The organism is Micromonospora sp. NPDC005171, assembly GCF_040608575.1.
In the GTDB taxonomy this organism is placed as follows: domain Bacteria; phylum Actinomycetota; class Actinomycetes; order Mycobacteriales; family Micromonosporaceae; genus Micromonospora.
The window spans coordinates 1-3,197 of the sequence record NZ_JBEXIM010000081.1; the positions used below are offsets into that span (position 1 = coordinate 1).

5 protein-coding genes are annotated in these 3,197 nt (G+C 66.2%); 2 read left to right on the forward strand and 3 right to left on the reverse strand.

What is annotated here, in order from left to right; all coding sequences use genetic code 11:
- Positions 1-163: 163 nt before the first annotated feature.
- A complete protein-coding gene (locus tag ABZU74_RS33950) occupies positions 164-883 on the forward strand; it encodes an SDR family oxidoreductase (RefSeq protein WP_355432858.1) in 720 nt (239 codons plus the stop codon).
- A gap of 355 nt (positions 884-1,238) precedes the next feature.
- Here ABZU74_RS33950 and ABZU74_RS33955 read toward each other — a convergent pair whose 3' ends face one another.
- A complete protein-coding gene (locus ABZU74_RS33955) occupies positions 1,239-1,556 on the reverse strand; it encodes an IS110 family transposase (protein WP_355432861.1) in 318 nt (105 codons plus the stop codon).
- Positions 1,499-1,939, reverse strand: a complete 441-nt coding sequence (locus ABZU74_RS33960) for a transposase (protein WP_355432864.1) — start codon at positions 1,937-1,939, stop codon at positions 1,499-1,501. The genes ABZU74_RS33955 and ABZU74_RS33960 overlap by 58 nt, the downstream gene beginning before the upstream one ends.
- On the opposite strand from ABZU74_RS33960, the gene ABZU74_RS33965 reads away from it, so the two are divergent.
- Entirely contained in the window at positions 1,909-2,202 is a 294-nt protein-coding gene (locus tag ABZU74_RS33965) for a hypothetical protein (RefSeq protein ID WP_355432870.1), read from the forward strand. The genes ABZU74_RS33960 and ABZU74_RS33965 overlap by 31 nt on opposite strands.
- Here ABZU74_RS33965 and ABZU74_RS33970 read toward each other — a convergent pair.
- Positions 2,163-2,987, reverse strand: coding sequence for a hypothetical protein (locus ABZU74_RS33970; protein ID WP_355432867.1), 825 nt, complete (start codon positions 2,985-2,987; stop codon positions 2,163-2,165). The two genes, ABZU74_RS33965 and ABZU74_RS33970, sit on opposite strands and share 40 nt — an antisense overlap.
- Between the last annotated feature and the right edge of the window lie 210 nt (positions 2,988-3,197).

A 3,197-nucleotide genomic window follows, 5' to 3' on the forward strand; every position in this document is an offset into this window, starting at 1 on the left:
GATTCAGCGAGACCTGCAGGAACGGGCGGCAATGTCGTGACTATGCGCTATCGGCGAGCCGCGCATCGACCGTGTTGCGAATCCGCTTCTGCCGAAGAGCGGATGTCCAATCTTGGCAAGTTCCTGTTGACTTCAACCAGAGTTCGGATGCTTCACTTCGGCCATGAATCTTGACGGCCTGCGCGTCGCCATCACCGGTGCCGCGCGTGACACCGGACGACTACTGGCCGAAGCCTTCGCCGAGCGCGGTGCACAGATCTTCCTCTCGGCCCGCGACCTGGCTGCGGCCGAGCATGTTGCGGATGCGATCAGCCAGCGGGGGCCAGGTCGGGCTGATGCATTTCACTGCGACCTCGCCGTACCGGAGTCGGTACGCGCGTTCGCCGCTGCCCTGGCCGAACGGACGAAGCACCTCGATGTGCTGATCAACAATGGTGCCCCATACATCGAAGGTGAGGACCTGCGAGACGTCTCGGACGACAAGATCGAAAGCGTGATGGCTGCGGGCGGGACCGGCACCATGTTGTTGACCAAAAATCTACTGCCGCTGCTACGGGCATCGTCGCGGCCCGACATCGTCAACATGATCTCCGCATGCGGTGAGGTGGGGCACCGCCGCTCGGGTGCACATCCCGCGTTCTACGCCGCTAAGCATGCCCACGCCGGACTCGCAGAGATCCTGTCGCACCGGCTCCGGCCAGAAGGGATCCGAGTGATCTCACTATTTCCGCCGGACTTCGTTCAGGACGGGCCCCGACAGGTAAACAGCGACCTCACCGCGCGATCGGTCATCGACTGCGTGCTTTTCGCGGTCGGGCAACCACGAGACTGTTTCATTCGCGAGTTCCACTTCGAGCAGGTGCGGCAATCGTCCACACCCTGACCGCTCACTACCCGAAGCTGCCCGAGCCCGGTCGAGGGCGCTCGGCAGAGATCCGCCCTTGAGACTGTCACCGTCTGAACCATGGTCAGGTGCGCGGATCTGGTTCCCCTCTAGGTCAAGGGATCATGGCGACTTTGTTCTAGGGTTTCTGATGGCGGGTCCGGGTTGTGACTTGTCCGAAGAGGCGGTCGTCGGGATTGGGCGGTCCGCGCTGGATTGCAGAGTCGCTCCCAAGTGTCCTCCCGGGCCCGTTTCAGCAGCTCCGTGGGTTTTGCTGTCGTGGAGCATCCGCTTGTAGACGACGTCGGACAGATGCCGTTTGAGGGCACGGAGCGCTTCCATCGTGGTTTTGCCTTCAGCAAGGCGGCGCCGGTAGTAGACGCGGCCAGGCGTGTCCCGCCGGAGCTGGACGACGGCCATAGTGTGCAGGACCCCGGTTGATGCGGCGGTTACCGGCGCGGGAGAGGCGGTGGCGGCGCTGGTCGCCCGAGGACGCCTCGAGCGGGGCGGTGCCGTTCCAGGAGGCGAAGTGCGCCGCGGTGCGGAACCGCCGGATGTCGGCGATGTCGCCGATCTGTCGGGCCGCTCCGGACGGGCCGATGCCGTAGAGCTCGGTCAGGGTGCTGCCGTGGTCGGTGACGAGTTGGCGGAGCTGCTTGTCGGCTGATCGCATCTTGGCGTCGATGACGGTGAGCTCTTCGATGAGTTCACGGGCCAGATCATGGCGGGTCTGGGCGACGATGCCGGCCGGTGGCGGGGCGGTGCGCAGCTGGCCTGGCCGCGGGTGAGAAACTTCTTGGCTCCGCCGGGGATGAGTTCGAGCAGCAGGTGGTGGATGCGGCTGACGATGTGGGTGCGGGCCCGGCCGAGTTCGTCGCGTCGGTCGACCAGCAAGCGGATTACGACGGTGGCGTCGTCCGCGGTCACCCGGCGCAGGTGCGGGCTGCGCAGACCGGCGACCGCGATGCTGTGTGCGTCGACCGGGTCGGTCTTGCGGCCCTGGCCGGTGTCGAAGACTCGGACTCGTGCCGACAGCTTCGCCGGCACGTCGAGCACAGGTCGCCGTCGGCCACCAGGCGCTGGGCAACATGCCGGCCGATGCCGGAGCAGCCTTCGACCGCCCAGACCCGATCGGTGAAGGCACGACCGGCCTCCAGCATCTGCTGGTAGCCGTCGGCATCGGTGCGGAAACGGCCCTGGGTCAGGACCTTTTCTCGCTCGTCGATGGCCTCGATCGTGGCCGATCGCTTGTGCGGATCCATCCCGATCACGACACGACTCATACTTTGGTTCCTCCCGGTGGCTGCTCACATGCTTGATGCCGAACAGCCGCGGTCTCGGCCGTGACCGCGTCCACATCGCCGCGTTCAGCGTGCGCGTAGGCGCGGATGACGCCGTCGTTCCAAGTTCCGTCCGGCCAGCGGCCGGCCTTCCACTGCCCGGAGGCGAGTTGCTCGGCGCGGGCCCGGGCCGATCGTTCGCGGTCCTCCTCGATGGCGGCGAGCATCGCCTCGAAGTCGCCCAGCCAGCTCTTCATGCGGGGCAGGTTCTCCGCCAGCCAGGTCCGCACGATGGTGGCGGCACGTTCCACGTCAGCTTCCGTGGACATCGAGAACGTGTGGTCGGGCAGCTTCGCGGTGTCGTCGGTCGCCACCAGGCGATGGCGCCAGACGCTGTGGTGCGGCATGGCGTCGCGGCGCGGATCGTCTTCTCCGAAGTAGTACCGGAGGTGCGGTGCGAGCAGCACCCCGACATTGATGAAGAACCCGACCTCTCCCCTCAGCGCGGTGGTGCGTTGGATGTCGAGGGCGATGCCGTTGCCTTCAGGGTCGAAATGTCGGAAGACCGGCCCGCGGCGGATAAAGCCGGCGGCTGCCAGGTCGGCTTCGATGAGCTCGACGAACCGTCGTAGCAAGGCGTTCACGAGGCGGCAGGGTACCGTCCCCGCGACAGGCCGCAGATCGGGCACCCGGTTGATGATCTCCTCTCGCCATGACGTGCGATCACACGGCTTCGCCGCCGCAGTGCGGTCGCGCTGGTCGGCGTGCTGATCATGGCCGTGTTCATGCCGCCGGCGGTGTCCTCCTGGCTGGGGCTTCGCCACCGCGAACCGCTACCCGGATCCCTGCCTCAGTCCATCAACCGACCGACAGCCCTTGATGCCCCACGCCAGCCGCCACCAACGCCACCCACGTGCATGATCAGGTTCACTCTAAGTAGCCGCGATCCGCGCGCTACCCAGCGTTACGGTGAACCGGCGCGGTCGACGCTCGGACATAGCCGAAAACAGTGCGTCTGGCCACACGTCATGGGG